The sequence below is a fragment of the Pseudomonas fluorescens genome, from assembly GCF_902497745.1.
Classification (GTDB): Bacteria; Pseudomonadota; Gammaproteobacteria; order Pseudomonadales; family Pseudomonadaceae; genus Aquipseudomonas; species Aquipseudomonas fluorescens_BM.
This window is the reverse complement of the sequence record NZ_CABVHJ010000002.1, coordinates 41031-61446: the sequence shown is the minus strand read 5'-3', so window position 1 is coordinate 61446 and position 20416 is coordinate 41031. Positions and strand designations below refer to the sequence as shown.

Annotated in this window: 12 protein-coding genes; all 12 read right to left on the bottom strand. The window is 60.4% G+C overall.

Translation table 11 applies throughout. The features are described 5' to 3' along the window. Window positions 1-62: 62 nt before the first annotated feature. The 12 genes from F8N44_RS03000 to F8N44_RS02940 all read right to left on the bottom strand — a co-directional run bounded on the left by F8N44_RS03000 (window position 63) and on the right by F8N44_RS02940 (window position 20396). Window positions 63-1916 (bottom strand): polyurethanase, encoded by a 1854-nt coding sequence (locus F8N44_RS03000; RefSeq protein ID WP_150649248.1) that lies wholly within the window; start codon window positions 1914-1916, stop codon window positions 63-65. A 197-nt stretch (window positions 1917-2113) separates the two neighbouring features. Then, a complete protein-coding gene (locus tag F8N44_RS02995; protein ID WP_150649247.1) occupies window positions 2114-3802 on the bottom strand; it encodes a polyurethanase in 1689 nt (562 codons plus the stop codon). Between the two features lie 57 nt (window positions 3803-3859). Continuing rightward, entirely contained in the window at window positions 3860-6937 is a 3078-nt protein-coding gene (locus F8N44_RS02990) for an autotransporter serine protease (protein WP_150649246.1), read from the bottom strand. Window positions 6938-7120: 183 nt separating this feature from the next. After that, window positions 7121-10072, bottom strand: a complete 2952-nt coding sequence (locus tag F8N44_RS02980) for an autotransporter serine protease (RefSeq protein ID WP_150649245.1) — start codon at window positions 10070-10072, stop codon at window positions 7121-7123. Between the two features lie 268 nt (window positions 10073-10340). Further along, window positions 10341-11711, bottom strand: a complete 1371-nt coding sequence (locus tag F8N44_RS02975; protein WP_150649244.1) for a TolC family outer membrane protein — start codon at window positions 11709-11711, stop codon at window positions 10341-10343. A gap of 2 nt (window positions 11712-11713) precedes the next feature. Continuing rightward, the gene (locus F8N44_RS02970; RefSeq protein ID WP_116255491.1) at window positions 11714-13063 is read right to left on the bottom strand and encodes an HlyD family type I secretion periplasmic adaptor subunit; all 1350 of its coding nucleotides are present in this window, start codon (window positions 13061-13063) and stop codon (window positions 11714-11716) included. Beyond that, on the bottom strand, window positions 13060-14835 hold the full coding sequence (locus F8N44_RS02965; protein WP_150649243.1) for a type I secretion system permease/ATPase: 1776 nt from the start codon (window positions 14833-14835) through the stop codon (window positions 13060-13062). The genes F8N44_RS02970 and F8N44_RS02965 overlap by 4 nt, the downstream gene beginning before the upstream one ends. A gap of 203 nt (window positions 14836-15038) precedes the next feature. Then, complete coding sequence (locus F8N44_RS02960; protein ID WP_191630855.1) at window positions 15039-15464, bottom strand: AprI/Inh family metalloprotease inhibitor; 426 nt, start codon at window positions 15462-15464, stop codon at window positions 15039-15041. A gap of 92 nt (window positions 15465-15556) precedes the next feature. Next, window positions 15557-17002: a serralysin family metalloprotease gene (locus tag F8N44_RS02955; protein WP_150649242.1), complete on the bottom strand. Its 1446-nt coding sequence runs from the start codon at window positions 17000-17002 to the stop codon at window positions 15557-15559. Window positions 17003-17458: 456 nt separating this feature from the next. Continuing rightward, window positions 17459-18544, bottom strand: coding sequence for a polyamine ABC transporter substrate-binding protein (locus tag F8N44_RS02950; RefSeq protein WP_007914896.1), 1086 nt, complete (start codon window positions 18542-18544; stop codon window positions 17459-17461). 58 nt (window positions 18545-18602) lie between these two features. Next, a complete protein-coding gene (locus tag F8N44_RS02945; RefSeq protein WP_150649241.1) occupies window positions 18603-18947 on the bottom strand; it encodes a cupin domain-containing protein in 345 nt (114 codons plus the stop codon). Between the two features lie 42 nt (window positions 18948-18989). Next, window positions 18990-20396, bottom strand: a complete 1407-nt coding sequence (locus F8N44_RS02940) for an NAD(P)/FAD-dependent oxidoreductase (RefSeq protein ID WP_150649240.1) — start codon at window positions 20394-20396, stop codon at window positions 18990-18992. Between the last annotated feature and the right edge of the window lie 20 nt (window positions 20397-20416).

Genomic DNA, 20416 nt, shown 5'->3' with positions numbered 1-20416 from the left:
CACAGATCCAGTGTGGGAGCGAGCTTGCTCGCGAAGAGGCCCTTACAGGCGCCCCATCAACCTCAGGCGATCACAACACCGTCAGCACTCAGGCTATTCAGCGACACCCCCACCAACGTCACCGAATCGCTGCCAAACGTCAGTACCGTGTCCTGGCCCACTGAAGCGGCATGGGCGCGGAAGTCCTCCGCCGGCAACACACCCTGCACGCCGAGAAACACCAGTTTGTCGTTGGACGTGTAACCCACCACCCGGTCCTGGCCGAACGCGCCGTTGAACAGGAACGTATCCGCCCCGCCCCCCGACTCCATCAGGTCATTACCGGCGCCGCCAACAAACACGTCATTGCCGGCGCCGCCAATCAGGTGATCGTTACCGTCCAGCCCGAACAACCAGTCGCCACCGGCATGCGCCTTCAGCGTGTCGGCGCCAGCGGTGCCTTTGACGCTGGACTCGTAAGCAGTGACGTTGTTGCCGACCTTCAAACCGCTGGCCGTGACGCTGTGGGTCACATCATCCTTGAACAGGCCCCAGAGAAAGCCCGGCTCCTTGGTGACGATACTGCCGATGTCACGGGTGATGCTGATCCCGCCGTTGGCATCGCGCACGTACAGGTTGCCGGCGCCGTCATTGGCGAAGTCGAAGTTCTTCACCGCGCTTTGCAGATCGAGGGTATTGCTGCCCTGCCCGCCAAGAATGACGTTGTAGCCGCCGCTGTCGCGGAAGGTGTCGTTGCCGGCGCGACCTTCCAGATAATCGTTGCCGCTGCCGCCCTGGATCAGGTCATTGGCGTCACTGCCGATGATGAAAGTGCTGCCCTTGTGGGTTTCGGCGTTACGGTTGAGGTCCTGCACCCAGGTGTTGGCCCGCGCCGGGTCCGAGAGGTTGGCGACGATGATCGTCGAATCGCGGCTAGTCAGGTCGTAGAATTTTGAGTCGATCACGCGGTTCATGCCGTCGTCATACGCGGTCGGCAAGTGCGAGATCCAGGTGGGAATGTTGAGGATCGAGTACGGCAGCAGATTCCACGCGGTCGAGGCGTAGTGATCGTTGAAGCTGACGATGTTGTCGGTGGCCGATTCTTTCGGCGCATCGTGCACGCCGACGGAGGCGCCGGTGAAGGTCGAGCCGTCGAGGGCGCGGAACACCGGGTCGTTTTCATAGCCGACGTTGAGCACTTTGTCGGTGCTGCTCTGGGTCGGCGAGGCGTAGGCGATGTAGTTGGAATCGGCAAAGAAACCGCCCCACTTGCCACCACTCAAGTCGGCCATGCTGTTGACCGCCAAGCCACCGAGGCTATGGCCGCTGACCAGTACGTCCTTGCCGCTGAGGCCGTTGGCCTTGGCAAACGCCACCACATCATTGAGCAGATTGCCGAACGCTTCGCCGACGTAGTTCTTGGCGTAATCCTTGGGGCCGAACGCCGCGAGCAGGTCGTTGATCACGTCGCCGATGGAGTCGAGGATCAGATTCTCACGCGGGCCGCTGGTGCCACGAAAAGCTATGCCGAGCTCGGTGAGATGGCCCTGGGCGTCGTACTTGCCGAGAATTTCCACTTGGGCGGTGGTGTAACCGGCCTTCTCGCCGAAGAAGGTGCCGCGCGCATCGGTCTTGCCGTCGTAGCCCAGTTGCGAGGCGGTGATCGGCGTCCAGCCAGCCTTTTTCACCGCTTCGAGGGCGAGTTTTTCCGAGTCGGGGTTCCACGGAATGCCGGGAATCACTCCTTGCGAATCGGTGCCACCGAGCAGCGCCGTGACCAGCGTAGCGGGCAGGCCAAGGCCGAAACCGTTGTGCTGATAACCGGCGGCAAAACCGTTATCAAGGTTGTGGTAGGAATACAGCGTGATTGCCATGGCATCGCTGAACAACGCCTTGGAATCGGCTGTGCCGAAGTTCTTGTAGTCATACACACCCATTGCTATTGCCTCTCTCTTGTTGGAATTGTTAGAGATAGCTCACAGCCAGGGCGCCCCACGGGGACGCCCCGGAGCATTTCAGTACTACTTACTGCTGTTTACTGTGGGAGCGAGCTTGCTCGCGAAAGCGGTGCGTCAGGTACGAGTACTTCAACTGACACTACGCATTCGCGAGCAAGCTCGCTCCCACATTGGATCTACGCGAACATGAAACTGGAGTCCGACAGGTTAGCCACTCCCACCCCGATCAGGGTCACGGCAAAATCGCCAATCTTCAGCACGGTATCGTTGCCGGCCTGCGACGTGTGTTGCTTGTAGTCGTAGCCCTGCCCCGCGCCTTCGACGCCCATGAACACTAGTTTGTCGCTGCCCTGATAGCCGTTGATGGCATCGAAACCGAACGCGCCGCTGAACAGGAAGGTGTTGTTGCCACCTACCGCCGTCATCACGTCGTTACCGGCGCCGCCGACGAAGGTCACATGACCCTTGTCGCTGATCAGCTTGTCATCGCCACCGAGGCCGAATAGCCAGTCGCCGTCAGCCGTGGCGTGCAGCGCATTGCCGTAGCCATCGCCGCTGAGCGAGTGGTTGTACTGGGTCAGCTCGCTGCCGTTGGTCAAACCCTTGGCGGTGACGCCCCAGGTGATTTCCTTGCTGCCCCACCACGACCCCGACTCCTTGCTCACCAGCGCGCCGATGTCGCGGGTCATGCTGATGCCGCCGTAAGCGTCGCGCACGTACAGCGTGCCGTCACCGTCGTTGGCGAAGCTGAAGTTCTGCAGCGGTTTCTGCAGTTCAAAGGTGTTGTGGCCCTGGCCGCCGAGCAGGATGTTGTAGCCGCCGTCATCACGGAAACGGTCATCGCCGCCCAGGCCTTCAAGGAAGTCGTTGCCCGCGCCGCCCTTGAGCCAGTCGTTGCTCTGCGTGCCGATGATGAAGGTGCTGCCGGTGTGCGGTTCGCCGCTACGACCGAGATCCTCGACCCAGGTTTTGCCGCGAGAAGCTTCTTCCAGGTTGGAGACGATAATCGTCGAGTCTTTATGCGTCAGGTTGTAGAACTTCGAATCGATCACCCGATTCAAGCCATCGGCATAGCCCAGCGAGCTGTGGGCCGACCAGTTCAGCGGATTGACGATGCTGAACGGCACCAGGTTCTGCGCGGTGGAGGCGTAGTTGTCATTGAAGTTGACGATGTTGTCGGTGGTCGAATCGTGGGGTTTGTCGTGCTTGCCCATCGAGGCTGTGCTGAACGTGGTGCCGTCGAGCACACGGAACACCGGGTCGTTCTCGAAACCGATGTTCAGCACATTGTTGCCGGTGCTGCTTTGGGTTGGCGAGGCGAAGGTGATGTAGTTGGCGTCCTTGAAGAAGCCGCCCCAGTTGCTCGCGCTCAACTCGGCCACGCTGTTGACGCCGAGCCCGCCGAGGCTGTGGCCGCTAAGCAGCACGTCCTTGGCGCCTATGCCGTTGGCAATCGCGAACGCGGCGACAGCCTTGAGCAAATTGTCAAAGGCATTTTTCGCGTAGTTGCTCGCATAGTCCGATGGACCAATAGCCGCCAGCAGATTGTTTTTCAAGTCGCCGAAGGTGTCGCTGTAACCCAGCCCACCGGTGCCACGAAAGGCCACGCCGATGCCGATCAGTTTTCCGGCAGCGTCGTATTTACCGAGCACTTCGGCTTCGGCGCTGGTAAAGCCGTCCTTCTCGCCGAAGAACGTGCCTTGCGGCCCGACCTTGCCCTGATAGCCCAGCGCCGTCGCTGTGACCGGCGCCCAAGCGGTGGCCGGCAGAGGCTTGCCGGTCGGCGTGTAGGCATACAGCGTCAGTGCGATGGCGTCGCTGTACAACGCTTTGCCATCGGCATTTTTATAATCGAACAGTCCCATGTTGTGCTCTCTCTTCCTTCAAAAACCGGCAGTTCCTTGCAGAACTGCCGGTACGCCTTAGAACTGCCAGTCGAGGGTCAGACCCACACCGTGGTCTTTCTCGTTGCTACCGATCAGTCCGTTGTAATCCAGGTTCACCCGCACATCGCGGTTGAGCGCCAGACCCGCACGCACGCCGACCACCGCCGCATCGCGATCCATCGACACGCCCTGCACGGTGAACGCACTGTTGCCGTTGGCGAAGGCCAGATGGCTGTCGGCATCAACGTTGTTCAGGTTGTGCTGCCAGCCGAGGCTCGCGCCCAGTTCCAGTTGCTGCTGATCCGACAAGGCGAACGAACGCTTGGCGCGCACGCCGAGGGTCGACAGCACCACGTCGCGATTGTCCTCACCACCCTTCAACGCTGCCGCGTCACCTTTTTCGGTGAAGCTTTCAGTATTGAGGTGCACGTAAGCCAGATTGGCGAACGGCTCCAGGTTCATCGGTTGCAGGCCCAGATCATAAGCGGCCTCGGTGAACACTTGAGTGGTTGCGGCATCGTGCTTGGTCTTTTGTTTACTGCTCACGTCCCCGAACTGCAGGTCACGTTTGACGTCGACACGGTGCCAGCTGTAGGCGCCGCCGACGGTCAGACGCAGCGCATCGATCTGATGCCCCAGGTACGCACCCAAGTGGTAGCTGTCGACCGACGCCGACGAATGCGTGCCGCTGCCCATGCTCAACGAGCTGTCGCTATAACCGGTAACGAAACCCAGACGGGTATCTTCAGCAATCAAGCCGTCGACACCGGCGAGCAAGCCACCGATGGAGCTGTTGGAATCGGCATTGTCATGCCCGCCATCACTCTTGCCCCACGAACCCAAGACCTTGACCCAGGCGTTGCTGCGGTCATCAGTCGGTGCCCCTGCGTTGAACAGATCACGTTCACGCAGACGCTCGCCCACCGCTTCACGCAGGTAACGGCTGTCGTTGATCAGCATCGTGCCAATGGCCGGATGGATCTCGCCGGACAACTGTTGGAAGGCTTGCTGCGCCGACGCCGCATTCGGCGACAGCAACAGGGTTTCAAACAGCGCGTTACCCGCGCCCAGACGCTCAGCCGCAGCGCCCACGGCGCGCTGGTTCGGCGTCAAACCGACGCTGGCGAACGAGGCATCGTTACGCCCGACTGCCAACTGAATGCCAGTGGCCGAGTACGCCAGCGTGCCGCCGAGGAAGGCGTAATCCGGCAACACCTGACCGAAGCGCCCTTCGATGCCGCCCGCCGCTTGCAGGATGTTGTACTGAGTGCCGAGCAGGCTTTGCACTTCGTTGGTGGTCAACAGGGTCGGACTGTTTTCCAGCGACATGCTCACCGTCGCGCCTTCGATGACCGCTTTGCCAGTGGCGATGATCTGATCGCTGCTGGTCGGCGACAGCTCTACGGCGTAGGTCGAACCCGGTGCAAAGGTCACGTCACCAGCCACGTTCAGGGTGCCGATGGAGTTACCCGGTGCGACCGTACCGCCGCTGTTCACCGACAGCGCGCCGATGTGGCCATTGCCGCCGAGGATACCGCCGTCATTCACCGTCACCGCCGATTGCAGCGAACCGTTGATGGCCAGGCGGCCCTGATTGACCAGGGTCGGGCCGCTGTAAGTGTTGTTGCCGGTCAGCACCAGCGTGCCGATACCTTGCTTGGTCAAACCGCCGTGACCGGAAATGTCATTGCGCCAGGTATCGAGGCCGCAAGTGATGTCGGTGCACACGCGCTCGGTCGGTTTGCCCTGATCGATGATCGCGCCGATGCCCGGCAGATCCGCGACAAACTGGCCGGAACCGTAAGCGCCGTCGATGCGGAATTCCGCCGGAATGTCCTGCTCGGTAACGAACATCGACGGGCCATCGATGCCTTTGCGCAGGTTGATCATGCCCCAGCCGTACAAGGCGTCGATGCCCGGCGCGCCGAGGTCGGTGGCGGTGGTACGCAATACCGTGGCGACTTGATCGCCGGTCATGTACGGGAAGCGTTCCATCAGCACCGCCATGGAACCGGCGACGTGCGGTGCGGCCATTGAGGTGCCGTTGTAGTTTTTGTAGCCGGTGGTCAGGTTGTCGGCGTTGGTGCCTTCGATGATCGAGCTGAAGATCTTCGTGCCCGGCGCCGAGACGCAGAAACTCGCGGTGTAGCCGCAGCGCGAAGAGAACGTACTCATGATGTACGGGTTGGCACTGGCCAGGTCCGGGTTCTGCTGCAACGCGGCGACGGTAATCCAGTTCGGCGCGATGTCCGGAACGAAATAGCCGAGGCCGGCGATGGCGTCCGGGTTGTTGAGGTTGTAGTCGTTGCCGGCGGCGAAGATCGTCACGATGCCGCTGCGTGCGGCGGCAATTGCGCCGTCATAGGCGCCGCCGGGTTTGGTGCCGAGCAGTGTGCGGATTTCGTTGAACTGCAACTGCGCGTCATTGACGGTGAAATGCGGGTACGCCGGATCGCGGCCGCCGAGGTCGAAACGGTCAGTGATGCCGATGCCCCAACTGTTGTTGATGATCCGCGCGCCGCTGGCGATCAGTGCATCCCAACCGGCCTTGTACACCGCGCCGTCGTTACCGCGAACGATGCCGTCTTCCGGGCCCGGGTCGCCGTTGTCGGCGCTGATGATCTGCGCAGCGAACGCCACGCCGTGCATCGGCCCACCGTCGCGGCTGCCTGCGGCGATACCGCCGACGTGGGTGCCGTGGGCGCCGAGTTTGCCGTCGGAGCCGACCGAGGGCGAACCGTCATAACGGAACGCATCGCCGGCTTTGACCGGGATGTACGGGTCGGTGTATTCGCGGATCCCGCTGGTGACCAGAGTGACGACTTTATTGCTGCCGGAAAACTCCGGGTGCGCGGCATACACCGGCTGGTCAAAGATCCCCAGTTTCACGCCTTTGCCGGTATAACCGGCGGCGTAAGCGTGATCAGCCCCAATCGCGCCCAGACCCCAATCGGCCTTAAACTCGGCACTGCGCCAAATCGTCGGATCGCCCGTGCGACCGCTCTCCACGTAGGGCGCGGCATGGGCGGTGCCGATGGCACAGAGCACAGCGAGCGTGAGGGTTTTCAGGGCAAAACGGCCTCCCGTTTGCGCGGGGGTATTGTTGTTATTCATCCAGCGACCTTCCTTAGTGATGTTGCGAAAAATCCGTCTCTTTAGCTGTAAACACGCTGCACGCTGGTGTTCACATAACCTGTAGGAGCTGCCGCAGGCTGCGATCTTTTGATCTTGCCTTTAAAAAGCAAAGGCAAAAGATCGCAGCCTGCGGCAGCTCCTACAGGGACCGGGTTATCTTGCTTAAAACTGCCAGTTCAGGCTCAAGCCAACGCCATGAAGCTGTTCGCGATTGGCCAGTTGTCCGTTGTAATCAAGGTTGACGCGCACGTCTTTGCTGAGCGCGAGGCTGGCCTGCACGCCAACCAGCGCGGCATCGCGTACCAGCGCCGAACTCTCCACCGCGTACGGCGTACCGCCGCTGGCAAAGCGCAGATGCTGTTCGGAGTCGATGTCGCTCAGGCTGTGCTGCCAGCCGAGGTGGCCGCTGACGTCGAGTGATTGCGCAGACGAAAGATTGAAGGTCTTGATCGCCCGCACGCCGAGGGTGCTCAGTACGGCGTCACGTTGATCGCCCGAACTTTTCAGCGCGGCGGCGTCGCCCTTCTCGGTCAAGCCTTCAGTGTCCAGATGCACGTAGGCCAGGTTGGCGAACGGTTCCAGCGCCAATGGTTGCAGGTGCAAGCGATAAGCCGCTTCGCCGAACACTTGCGTGGTCGCTGCATCCACCTTGGCTTTCTGTTTGGCGCTGACGTCGCCGTATTGCAGGTCGCGTTTCACATCGGCGCGATGCCAGCTGTAAGCCGCGCCCGTGCTCAAGCGCCAGGCGCCGATTTCACGGCCGGCGTACGCGCCCAGGTGATAGCTGTCGACCTTGGCCGAGGAATGCGTGCCAGAACCCATGCTCAGCGAACTGTCGCTGTAACCGGTGACCAGACCGATGCGGGTCTGCTCGTCCAGCGCGCCATCGACACCGGCCAGCAATCCGCCAATCGAGGTGCTGTAGCCCGCCGTGTCGTGACTAGAATCGGTCGTGCCCCACGCCCCGAGGGCCTTGATCCAGCCGTTGCTTTGCGCAGCGTTTGTGTCATGCAGACGCTCGCCCACCGCGTCGCGCAACTGGCGGCTGTCATTGATCAGCATCGAACTCAACGCCGGGTAGATCTCGCCGCTCAACTGCTGGAAGGCTTGTTGCGCGGAACTCGCATCGGGTGAACGCAACAGGCTTTCGTACACCGAGTTACCCGCGCCCAGACCTTCAACGGCAACGGCGACCGAGCGCTGATTCGGCGTTTGCCCGACGCTGGCGAAGGTTGTCGCGTTACGTTCGATATCGAGCTGAATGCCGGTGGCGGCGTAGTCGAGGCTACCGCCGATAAACACATAATTCGGCAGCACCGCACCGAACTGGCCCTGAATGCCGCCAGCCGCTTGCAGGATGTCGTACTGGCGCCCGAGCAGGCTTTGCGCCTCGGTGGTGCTGAGCAGCGTCGGACTGTTTTCCAGCGAGAGGCTGACCGTGGCGCCGCTGACGCTGGCCGTACCGCCGGCAACGATGCGGTCGCTGCTGGTTGGCGACAGTTCAACGGCGTAGGTCGAGCCCGGCGCGAAGTTCACATCGCCAGCCACATTCAGCGTACCGATGGAGTTGCCCGGCGCCACGCGGCCACCGCTGTTGGCGATCAACGCGCCGATCCGCCCGGAACCACCGAGGGTACCGCTGTCGTTGACCGTCACGGCGGAAGTCAGCGAACCGTTGACCGTGAGCAAACCGCCATTGACCGTGGTTGCACCGCGATAGGTGTTGTCACCGGAGAGGAACAACTGCCCGCCGCCGGATTTGATCAGGCTGCCCTGGTACACCCGGCTCGCCGCCGCTGCATCACGGGCAGTACCAACGGCGTAATCGGTCTGATCCTGTTGGCTCGCGCCTGTAGGAACGCCATTCTGCCAGCCCTTGTCTTGCAGGGTTTGCTGCCAGGCGCTGTGCTCGGCAAGATCTTCGGCCTGACGTTGAATCAGCGCTTTGTCAGAGATGTCATTGCTCCAGACATCGCGCTGCCCTGCCCCCAGGTTGGCATCAAACGCACCGAGCAATTGCCCCGGCCCGCGCATCGCCCGGTTCAGATTGGCCACGCCCCAGCCGACTCGTTCGGTCGGCGCATCGGTGACCGAGCCATCCAGCTGCGTGGCGGTGGTCAGCAGCACTTCGAGCGCCTGCTGATTGTTCATGTACGGGTAGCGTTCCATCACCAACGCCAGCGCACCGGTCGCATGCGGCGCCGACATCGAGGTGCCGGACTTGATCGCATAACCGCCACCGGGAATGGTGCTGTCGATCTTCGCTCCCGGCGTGGTGATGCACCAGTATTTGGCGAGGCCGCACTGGTTGTACTTCTGCTGATTGCTCTGATCAAGGCCCGACACGGCCAGCCAGTGACCTTCCAGATCCGGCTGAAAATACGGCAACGCCGAACGCACGCTGGCATTCGGGTAGCCGCTGTTGCCGGCGCTGAACACGTTGATCACACCGCGTCGGGAGACATCGGCGGCGGCATCGAGCCAGGTGCCTTTGTTCCAGTGCTGCGCATAAGCGGCGTGCATATCAGCCAGTGTGCGGTAGCTGACATCCGGCGGCTGGCTGCCCCAACTGTTGTTGATCGCGCGCACGCCGGCATCGGCCAGGGCGTCATACACCGCTTTGAAATAGCGCGGATCGGGGTTGGGGCCGAACAGGAAACTGTCGTTCTTGTTGGTGTTGCCCACGTAGATCTGCGCGTTGTACGCCACGCCGTGCATGCCGCTGCCATCGCGTGAGGCGCCCATGGTGCCGACCACGTGGGTGCCGTGGGAATCGTTGTTGGGATTGAGGGTGCCGTCGACATTGAACAGTGCGCCGTCGATGTAGCTGCCGCTGGCCAGCACCGGGTGATAGCGGGCCGAAGCGAATTCCGGGTGGGCGGCATCGAAACCGGAGTCGAGCGCGCCGATTTTCACGCCTTGGCCGGTGATGCCGGCGGCGTAGGCTTGCTCGGCCTGCATGCGGCCCAAGCCCCAGTCGCGGAGGAATTCAGCGCTGCGCCAACTGGCGGGATCGCCGGGCTTGCCTGTTTCGAGGTACTGCGCCTGGGCCTGGGTTGCAGAAATCACAAGCAGCAGGGTGCCGACCGAAATCGGCTTGATACTTACTTCCATGTTCACCACTCACTTTTATTGTTTTATGCAGGGTCTTCTGCGGTGTTGCCTGTTCCCCTCACCCCAGCCCTCTCCCCCAGGAGAGGGAGCCGACCGCGATGTCTTGCGTCTTACATCGACCTGAAAAACCGGGTCGATTATGGATTCGGTAGAGCATTGCCTCGCCAAGGCAAACGGAGCTGATCGATGTTGGATTCAGTGACGCTCGTTCAAGTCGGTGTACTTCTGCAATATCCCCCAATCGGTCCCCTCTCCCCCTGGGAGAGGGTTAGGGTGAGGGCTGTTGAGCGACCACAAAAGCTTCATCCACCCGCGCCAGATCCTGCTCGTTCAGCGTCCCGGCGTAGTAATGCAACTTGGTCCAGGCCATCAAGTAGTCGTACCGCGCCTGCGCCAGATCGCGGCGGGTGGTAAACAGTTGCTGCTCGGCGTTCAACGCGTCGAGGTTGGTCCGTTCGCCACCAAGGATGCTCTGCTTGGTCGACACCACCAGCGCTTCCGCCGAGCTCAACGCTTTCTGATAAGCCCGCAGTTTGCTCACCCCGGACAGGCAAGCGCTGAACTGCCGACGCAGTTCGATCAGCGTCTCGCGCGTTTTGCCATCAAGCTCGTACTCGGCCTGCTCCATCGTGCGACTGGCCTGACGCGTCGACGCCGACACCCCGCCACCGGCATACAACGGCACGCTGACCTCAAAACCGATGGTGTTGGTTTCGTAGCGCTGGTTGTAGGTGTTGCCGCTTTCCGATTCGTTCTGGCGCATCGACGCGTAAGCACTGACTTTCGGCAGATGCCCGGCGCGATTGCGTTCCACTTCATAACGCGCAACTTCCACGGCCTGACGCTGCGAGGCCAGATTGGGGTTATTGCTCACCGCCATTTCGTGCCAGGTGTCGTAATTGGCTGGCATCAGCGCGAAGGTCTGGAAGTTTGGCCCCAGCGGTGCCAGATCGCCGATATCCACCGCGGGCGTGCCCACCAGCGCGCCCAGTTCCCGCAGCGCGGCATCCTGCTCATTGCGCGCCTCGATCTCCTCGGCGGTGGCCAGTTCATAGCGCGACTCGGCCTCGAGAATATCGGTACGGGTGCCCTCGCCCTGCTTGAACATGTGCTCGTTCTGCTGGAACTGCTGTTCGTAAGCCTTCTTCTTCGCCTGGGCGATGTCGATCTGGTCCTGCGCAAACAACGCCTTGGTATAGTTATCCAGCACGCGGACCAACAGCTCCTGGCTCTTGCCGCGAAAGTTCTCGTCGGCAAACAACGACTGCGCGACGCCTTTGCGATACGCGGCATAAGCCTCGTAGTCGAGCAGCGGTTGTTGCAGCGTCAAGGCCGAGCCGTAACTGCTGTAGTTGCGGTCATCAGTACGATTACGCGCACGCTCATCGAGCGACGTGGCTTTCGACGAGTTGCGGCCCTTGTTGTAGGTGTAACCGATGCGCGGCAGCAATCCGGCACGGCCAATCGCACGGTTTTCCAGGCCGGCGTCACGCTCCTTGATCGCCCCGAGGAACACCGGGTCATTGCGCAACGCCTGTTCGTAGATCTCGAACGGCCCCATGGCCGCTACTGCTGAGTGACTCGCGAGCAGCATCATTGCCGCGCCGAGCAGGGAAAGCTTATTCATACAGCCGAACATCCTTATTCCTCGGTCAACGCGGAGCCGGCCCGGTCGAGCAGCGGTTTGAACAGATAATTGAGGAGTGAACGTTCGCCGGTGCGCACGAACATTTCTGCCGGCATGCCGGGCTTGATCACCAGACCATTGAGTTTTTCCATGGCCTGGTCGCTGACGCTGCTGCGCAGGACGTAGTACGGCACGCCGGTTTTCTCGTCGACCATCTGGTCGGCGGAAATCAGGCTGACTTCACCCGGAACGCGCGGGGTTTTGCTCTGGTTGAACGCGGTAAACAGGATGTCCACGGGCAAATGCGCGCCGACCTTGTCGATCAGGTTGATCGGCAGGTGCCCTTCCACTTCCAGCCGGGTGCCTTGCGGGACGATTTCCAGCAGGGTTTCACCCTGACGCACCACAGCGCCTTCAGTGTGCACGCCGAGGTTGACTGCCACACCGTCAGCGGTGGCGATGATTTCGCTGTGTTGCAGGTCAAAACCGGCGGAAGTCAGTTGCTCCGACAGGGTCACGCTTTTCAGTTGCGCGTCGGCCAGTTGCGTGCGTACTTCCTTCTGATACTCCTCGGCGTGCTGTTGCAGTTTCAGGCGCGATTCAAGAATGCCCTGCTCGACCCGGCCACTTTCACCGGTGTTTTCCGCCAGTTGCTGCTGCACTTGCGACAGTTGCCGCTGGTATTCCATCAAGCGGTTGCGCGGGATGTAGCCGTTGTCCGCCAGCGGTTGCAGGTTGCTGAGCTGTTGTTGCAGCGAGTCGGCCTGGGCGTTGAGGTCGGTACGGGCGCGGCGCATGCCGGCCAGTTGCGCGGTGGCGCCTTCGATGCTCGCGCGCAGCCCGGCCTGCTCGCGGTAGTACGCCTCGCGGCGGCTGCTGAACAGTTGGCGCTGGCCTTCCAGCACCAGTGCCAGACGCGGGTCCGGATCATTGCTCAGCTCGGCCGGAAAGGTCACTTGCTTGAGGTTGTCACGTTCGGCCTGCCAGCGCGCGAGGCTGGCCCAGGCCATACGGTATTGCGCTTGCAGTGACTGCACATCAGCGGCAACTTGCGTCTGATCGAGACGGAACAGCGGCTGGCCCTGCTTCACGATTTCGCCTTCGCGCACCAGGATCCGGCTGACCACGCCGCTGCTCATCGACTGCACGGCTTTGCGTTTGCCCGAGACCACGACCGTGCCTTGCACCGGGATGCCTTGATCGAGCGGCGCCAGAGCGGCCCAGGTGAAGAAACTGCCGGCGCCGACGATCGCCAGAATCCAGCCCATGCGCGCAAAGAATTTCGCATCGCGCTCCGGGCGTTCAGTGATGTAGGCGTGTTCCATACTCGCTTCGTTTTCAGTGTTCATGCTGGCGCTGCTCATACACCCGTATTCCTTGTCGAGGGCTGATACTGTCGGCTCATGCTGAGCCCGCCCGGTGCTTGCGCAGGTTTCTCACGTTGTTGCTCCTGTTGGCCGGAGAGTGCCTTGAGCACGTCCTGACTCGGACCGAAGGCTTGCAGACGCCCGTCATTCAGGACCAGCAATTTATCGGCTTGGGCCAACACCGAAGAACGGTGCGTCACCAATACCACCGTGGTGCCTTGGGCTTTAAGCGCAGCGATGGCGCTGGCCAATGCCGCTTCACCGACGGTGTCGAGGTTGGAGTTCGGTTCATCCAGCACCACCAGACTCGGCGTGCCGTACATGGAGCGCGCCAGGGCCACGCGCTGTTTCTGGCCGCCGGACAAACCGCTGCCGTCCTCGCCCAGTTGCGTGTCGTAGCCTTGCGGCAGACGCAGGATCATTTCGTGCACACCCGCCTGTTGCGCGGCGGCAACGACCTTCTGCGGATCGGCCTCGCTGAAACGCGCGATATTCTCGGCGATGCTGCCGCTGAACAATTCGATGTCTTGCGGCAGGTAGCCGATGTACGGGCCAAGGTCATCGCGGTTCCAGCGATGAATATCCGCGCCATCGAGGCGCACAGTGCCGCCGAGGGTCGGCCAGACACCCACCAGCACACGGGCCAGCGTCGATTTGCCGGAGCCGGAAGCCCCGAGTACACCGAGCACTTCGCCGGCATTCAGATTGAAATTGACCATTTGCAGGGTCGCCGCACGTTGCCCCGGTGGGCCGGCGCTGACCTGTTCGAAGGTGATCTGGCCTTTCGGCGCCGGCAGCGCCATGGCGTCGTCACTCGGCGGGAAGGCTTGCAGCAGCGCATCGAGACGGCGGTAAGCCAGCTTCGCCCCGCTCCATTGCTTCCATACGGCAATCAACTGGTCGATCGGGCTGAGTACGCGGCCCATCAGGATCGAACCGGCGATCATCATCCCGGCGGTCATGTCGCCCTTGATCACCAGCAATGCACCCAGGCCCAACACCAACGATTGCAGGCACAGGCGCAGGGTTTTACTCAGCGAGCTGATCACCGCACCGGTATCACTCGCCTGGTTTTGCAGGCCGAGGAAACGCGAGTGCACCTGAAACCAGCGTTTACGCAGGGAACCGAGCATGCCCATCGCTTGAATGGTTTCGGCGTTATGCAAATGGCTGGTGGCCAACTGGCTGGACTTCTGCGAATAACCGGCGGCTTCGCCCAGCGGCTTTTTGGTCATGTATTCGTTCAGGCAGGCCAGCCCTATCAGCAACAGTGCGCCCGCAGTAGCGAGCACGCCGAGCCAGACGTTGAACAGGTAGATCACAAACAGATAGACCGGGAACCACGGTGCATCGAAAAACGCGAACAGCGCAGGCCCGGTGACAAATTGGCGAATGTGCGTCAGATCACCCAGCGACTGCCCGGCGTTACCTTCGCCCTTGAACAGGTTGCGTTCGAACGCCGCCTGATAAACACGCAGGTTGAAGCGGCGCTCCAACTGGCTGCCGATGCGGATCACGATAAAGCTGCGCACCACTTCCAGCAGGCCGATAAAGGCGAAGAAACCGACAACCATCAGCGACAGCATCGCCAGGGTCGTTTCGTTCTGCGACGACAGCACCCGGTCATAGACCTGGAGCATATAGATGGAGGGCACCAGCATCAGCACGTTAATCAGTGCGGTAAAGCAGCCGACGCTGATCAGGATGCTCTTATAGTCACCCAAAGCCTTGAATAACGGAGCGGTGGCTGGGGCCTTCGCCATCTTCATTGATTCTTCCTGAAATGTTCGGTCTCGCCACACTTGGGCGAGGCTTCAATTAATGTTCCGCTTACCTGCGAAAGATGACTTGCAAGTACCCGCTTACACTTTCATAACAACTTGCACAATTAACAGCGGTGCAGTTGTCATTCGCCGTCTCTTATAACCAGCTTGTGGCGCTTTATATTAAAACTTTGTCGCGGATTCGATAATCAAGGCTGTTTCGCTGTGTGCGTTAACGTGATCACCAGACCCGACTTCAAAGTAGTCAGGTAAAGCCCGTCACGTTGTCGGCTGAAGAACTGGATTCTTGAACCTTCCTTGCCGGTAATCGAGAGGCCGTCAGGATCGGGAAACCAGCCGATCGGAGTTTCTTCGAGCCATGCACCGAGGCAGTCGGCGCCCTTGCCCAGAGTCTGGTTCGGTTCAAGATCAATCAGACAGGTATTCGAGGGCTTGTCCTGCAACGCCTGCGCCTGTGGAGCGTCGTCACGTGCAGTCAGAACAGCTTGCCATTGCCCGGCAAAAAACGATGGGTCTTCGAGTCTGAGGCTGCTTGCCATGCTTGTTTCTCCAGTCATCAACAGCGCTGCTGTTATCCACGCCACGGTCTTGTAGGTAAAAACGTTTCGACTCATAGGAAATTTCACTCCGGCTCGTAGCCTTGCCCACCAGACAAGACGATGCAAGCAAAGAAAGCGGCGCATCACGCGCCGCTTCCACTTCTACATCACGCCACGATGTCGCTGGTCGCTGCCTGGCCAACGGTGCTGACCTGGAAATCAGCCACGCCGTGCCCGGAGAAGTCCACCGAGAGCAGGCTGTTGCCGCCCGACGACGTCAGGACTGCGTCACCGGCAGCACCGGTGAAGCTGCTGACGAAGTGCAGGCCCGCACCGTTGGTGATGCCGGTCAGGTCGATTTTGTCCAGACCGCTGACGAAATCGAGGATCTGATCGATCGCACCCGGCTTGGAATCGGAACTGGCTGCGAACACAAAAGTGTCCGAACCCGCGCCGCCCCACAGTTTGTCAGCACCACCGCCACCCCAGAGGATGTCGTTGCCAGCACCGCCCTTGAGCTCGTTGGCGACGCTGTTGCCGATCAGCAGATCGTTGCCGGAACCGCCAATGGCGTTCTCGATAATCGCGCCCTTGGCGATGGACACATTACCTACCATGCCGCCAACGTCAGAGAACGAGGCGTCTTTGAGGTTAATCTTCTGGTTCTGGGTGAAACCCGAGAAGTCCAGAGTATCCTTGCCGCCGGCATCCCACACCGAGAACACCACTTTGTCACTCGACGACGAAGCGCTGAGGAAATCGCGGCCAGTGTTGGAGTTGAAACCGTAGGTGGTGTCACCGGTACGGGTGGTGGTGTTGGCACCGTAGAGTTTCTGGATGGCAGCGATATCGTCCATCAGCGGGCCGGACGAATACGCTTCGACACCGCCCTTGCTGAAGTTCTGATTGGTGTTGCTTTCGCTCCAGTAGCTCATGACGCTGTAGCCGCGGGTGTCTTGCCCGTAGGACGCGTCGTTGTAGGTCGGGTTGCCATTACCGGCGTTGTAATCGCCAGGGTGAGCGAGACCCAGGCTGTGGCCGATTTCGTGAGTCAGGGTCTGACGACCGTAGTTGTTCAGATCCGGATTCTTGTTCTGCGTGTAGCCACTGTTGATCAGGTACCACGAGGTGCCGTCATAACCGGCGCCAGTGCCTGGCAGATACGCGAACGCTGCAGCGCCGTCCTGGCCACCGCTGTAGTTACCGAAGGTCATGTGGCCGTCACCACCCGAGGCTTTCTCGGTGAAGGTTACATTGGCCACGTCAGCCCAGGATTGCATGGCGAGCTTGGCCTGGGCTTGTTGTTGAGCACTGAATTGACTGAACCCAGTGATCCCGTGCTTGTTCATCGTGCTGGACGATGCCGAAGTCAGGAACGTGTAGGTGAGTTCGATCTTGCCGCTGCCGTCCTTGTCCTGGTAGGCAGCGCCGTCGCGCAGCAACTGGGTGGCGGCCTGGTCGACGGAGAAGGAGGGTTTGCCATTGACCGTGAGGTTGCCGCCACGATCGTACTGATGGCTGAAGCTATTGATCTGGTTGTACGCCGAGCTGAAGGCAGACAGCTGAAAAGCCTGTTCGGCGGCATCAATAGCATTCGCTTTAACTTTCGACATAAACACACTTCCTTGTTTAGCAATGGAACAGTTTTTGTCCGACAGGACGATCTCTGGCGAGGTCGTCCTATCACTCGCCCAATGAAGGCGTAAGAAACCTGACACAATTTGAAATCTGCCGTAAAGGATTTTTTTGAGATCAAATCGGACTGTTTCGTAAAACTGCCGTAAACAAAGCGTGCGGGGATCAAAGAATGTTTTAGTTGCGCGGCTTTTGCCTAATTGTCTGACGATTTTCTATTTAAATATTAAATATGGGTAAGTTGTTTTTTGTTAGGTGCTTCTCACTTTTCCGCACTTTATTAGTGCGATGCCAGTGTATTGATATCAACCAAATGGCTCACCCAAACTGTAGGAGCTGACGAGTGAAACGAGGCTGCGATCTTTTGACTTTGCCTTTCAAAAGCAAGATCAAAAGATCGCAGCCTGCGGCAGCTCCTACAGGGGAAAAGCGGGTCAGCTACCGGTACGAATCTTGTTCCACACCCGCGTGCGGATCCGGTCAATGTTCAACGGCATCGCTTCCAGCGCAAACAGCTTGCCCATCATCTCCGGACTCGGATAAACCTTGGTGTCGTTCTTGATCGCCGGGTCGATCAGGCTGTCGGCCTGCTCGTTACCATTGGCGTAATGTACGTAGTTGCTGATGCCAGCCATCACGTCCGGGCGCAGCAGGTAGTTCATGAACGCGTAACCGGCCTTCTCATCCGGGGCATCCGCCGGCATCGCAACCATGTCGAACCAGATCGCCGCGCCTTCCTTGGGAATCGCATAACCGATGTCAACACCGTTTTTCGCTTCCTTGGCGCGGTTCTCGGCTTGCAGGATGTCGCCGGAGAAGCCAACCGCCACGCAGATGTCGCCATTGGCCAGATCGCTGGTGTATTTCGAGGAATGGAAGTAGCTGACGTACGGCCGCACTTTCATCAGCAACGCTTCGGCTTTCTTATAGTCCTCGGGATTTTTGCTGTGGTGTGGCAGACCCAGATAATTGAGCGCCGCCGGGAGCAATTCCGGGCCGTTGTCGAGGATGGCTACGCCGCACTTCTGCAGTTTTTCCATGTACTCAGGTTTGAAGATCAAGTCCCAGGAATCCACCGGCGCGTTATCACCCAGCACGGCTTTGACCTTGGCGATGTTGTAGCCGATGCCGGTGCTGCCCCACAGATAGGGGAAGCCGTGTTCGTTGTTCGGGTCGTTGGTCTGCAGCGCCTTGAGCAGCACCGGATTGAGGTTTTTCCAGTTCGGCAGCTGACTCTTGTCGAGCTTCTTCAGCGCCCCGCCCTGGATCTGCCGGGCCATGAAGTGGTTGGACGGGAACACCACGTCGTAGCCGGATTTACCGGTCATCAACTTGCCATCGAGGGTTTCGTTGCTGTCGTAGACGTCATAGGTGACACCCACGCCCGTCTCTTTTTCAAAGTTCTTGGTGGTGTCCGGCGCAATGTAGTCGGACCAGTTGTAAACCTTGACCGTTTCCGCGGCCTGAGCAAGGGAAACGGCGAGCATCAGCGGTGCCAGAGCGAGGGTCTTGCGGATCATGGATCGATTCCTGTGTGGGTTTTCTTTTTTGTTGGCAGGCAATCAAAGGATCAAACAATCAGAAAATCAGCACGTAGCTCTTGCGCACGGTTTCCTGGACATCCCAGATACCGAGCGTGTTGGCCGGCAACATCAGTGCGTCGCCACCTTGTATGTGCAGGGTTTCGCCGCCACCGTCAGGGGTGAACGTGCAGCGCCCGGAAATGAAATGGCAGAACTCCTGCGCGGTGATCTGCCGACGCCAACGCCCGGGCGTGCATTCCCAAACGCCGGTTTCAACGCCGTCATCGCGCTCGACGCTGGTGGTCGAAGCAATCGCCACCGGTTCGCCGAGCGGCACGGCGACCGGGCTGGATTCGTCGAGTGGCAAGGTTGCGGTGTTTTTGAACTGGGTAATGCTCATGGTCTGACCTGTCTTTTGGGCTTTCTTCAAGTAAATCGGCGTTTAGTGCATGAAACCTTCCATGAAGCTCGCGACCTGGCTGGCGAGTTTGCGCCGCCATGGCGCGGTCGCCGGGTTGGCCAGGGTCTGGTCTTCGTGGACGAAGCTTTTGATGATCGCGTTGTAGCCGAGCCAGCGACACGGTTCCGGCTCCCACGCCCGCAGCGCATGAATACCGCCGTCCGGCAGCACCCAGGGCTGATGAACCAGCTCGGTGTCACGCTCAAGAATCAGATCGGCCAGGGTGCGCCCGCCGAGATTGCTGGCGCCGACGCCCTCCCCGCCATAACCGCCGGACAGCGCGATGCCGTTGGCGCGATCGCAAAGCATGTGCGGCTTGAAGTGCCGCGACATGCCGAGGTTGCCGCCCCAAGCGTGGGTGATCTGCACGTTTTTCAGTTGCGGGAACAGCTCGCCGAACAGATAGCGGCGCAGCTCGACCTCATCGCGGGTCAGATCGAAGTTATGGCGCAACTTGCCGGCAAACTGATATCCGCCGCGTGCACCGAAGATCAGACGGTTGTCGGCGCTACGCTGGCCATAAGTGACCTGCCGGCTGAATTCGCTGAAGGCTTGGCCGCGATTGAGGCCGATTTCATCCCAGGTCGCGGCAGACAAGGGTTCGGTGGCGACAATCAAGCTTTGCACCGGCAATTGATAACGGCCCAGCGGCGGCAAGGTCACCGAATAACCTTCGACGGCCGGCACGATCCAGCGACTGCGCACGCTGGCCTTGGCGGTGCGCAAGCTGCCCGACTGCCAGTGGGTGACCGGACTGTTTTCGTAGATCTTCACGCCCATGTTCTGCACGGTACGCGCCAGACCCCGCACCAGTTTCGCCGGGTGGACGGTCGCCACATGCGGCGCGTAAATCCCGCCATACGGTTTGGCCACGCGGATCTGCTGCGCCAGTTGCTCGGGGCTGAGCCAGCGGTAATCGTCGTCGGTCAGGCCCTGGGCGTGCAGCTTGGCCAGATATTCACGCAGCGTGGCTTCCTGCTCTGGATAGCGCGCCGCGCAATACAGCACGCCGCCCTTGCGGTAATCGCAATCGATGCCTTCGCGTTCGAGGACGATTTTCACTTCATCGGGAATGCTGTGCAGCAGATCGAAAGAAGAGCGGCGCTGCGCTGGCGACAGCCCGGCCAGCAAGCGATCATCGCCGAGCAGATTGCCCATCAGCCAGCCACCATTGCGTCCGGACGCGCCAAAACCGGCGGTCTGCGCCTCGACAATCGCAATGTCGAGCCCCGGCGCGAGTTTCTTCAGGTAGTACGCAGTCCACAGCCCGGTGTAGCCGGCACCGATGATCGCCACGTCGACGTCCAGATCTCGCTCAAGCTCGGGCCGTGCGGTCAGCGGCTCGTCGAGTTGATCCATCCACAAACTGATAGTGCGCCACGCCGGCATGCAAGACTCCGCCACTGAAA